General features: G+C 61.7%; 1 protein-coding gene. It reads left to right on the forward strand.

Features of this window, described 5'->3' with window-relative positions; translation table 11 throughout:
* Positions 1-48: 48 nt before the first annotated feature.
* Positions 49-786: a hypothetical protein gene (locus tag B6S09_RS18170; RefSeq protein WP_211281102.1), complete on the forward strand. Its 738-nt coding sequence runs from the start codon at positions 49-51 to the stop codon at positions 784-786.
* Positions 787-949 lie beyond the last annotated feature (163 nt).

Below are 949 nucleotides of genomic sequence, written 5' to 3' on the forward strand. Positions count from 1 at the left end.
AGATGTGTATAAGAGACAGACACCGTACTGCTGGCCAATGGCCTAGCGATGTCCGCCCAAGAATCCTGGACCTGCCCGCACACGCAGCGCTGGCAATTCCTCACCGCTCTGTACCTGCAACAACCCTTGGCCGAAGTGCAGCAGCAAGTCCATCAACAGGCAGTGACCAGCGCCCGCACCACGCTGATGCCCGACCTTTGGCACCCGGCGCTGTCGTTGATTTGGCCGTGGCATGTGCAGAAGATCCACCGTGGTTTGCTGCCCGCCCCGCCGCCCACCGCCGAGGCGCTGGCCGTGTGGCGCAGCCGCTGCACCGAACTGCTAATGGAACCGAGCCGCTTTGCCAACGCCATGCACCTGACTACCTGCGCCAAGGAGGCGCTGGTTGCCAGCGGCATGCAACGGGTGATGCTGTTGATGACCGACCGCGCCCAAAGCACCCTGCGCGTGCATCAGGTCGACGGCCTACCCAAGGATGCCGCCAACCTGAGCCTGGATGTGGTCCACAGCACAATGCTCCAGCGTCTGCTGGAAAAATCCGCCCAGGTGCGCTTCACACCGGACAACCACGCGCAGTTCTCCGCGCTGCTGCCGCCGATCCTGCGCCGCCTGTTCAATGGCGAACACTTGCTGCTGCGCTCCCTGAGCTGCAACGGCAAAGTCGTGATGCTGATGGTGGCCGACCAGGGCGGCGGTCCGTTCTCGGAAACCACCGTGCAGGCGTTCGGCAAAACCGCTCAATGCATCGAAAAGGCCCTGCACTGCTTTACCAACCGCGGCGCCTGATGCTTGCGCTACAATCGCCATCCTTTATCGCCAACTTTTATGCCCAGGAGACCTCACATGCCTGACTTCTCTGGCTTGCCGCTGGTGATCGAATCCGCCGACCTGCAAAGTCGCCTGGGTGCCGAACACCTGATTGTGGTGGACCTGTCTCTTATACACATCT

The organism is Oceanimonas baumannii, from assembly GCF_002245495.1.
In the GTDB taxonomy this organism is placed as follows: Bacteria; Pseudomonadota; Gammaproteobacteria; order Enterobacterales; family Aeromonadaceae; genus Oceanimonas; species Oceanimonas baumannii.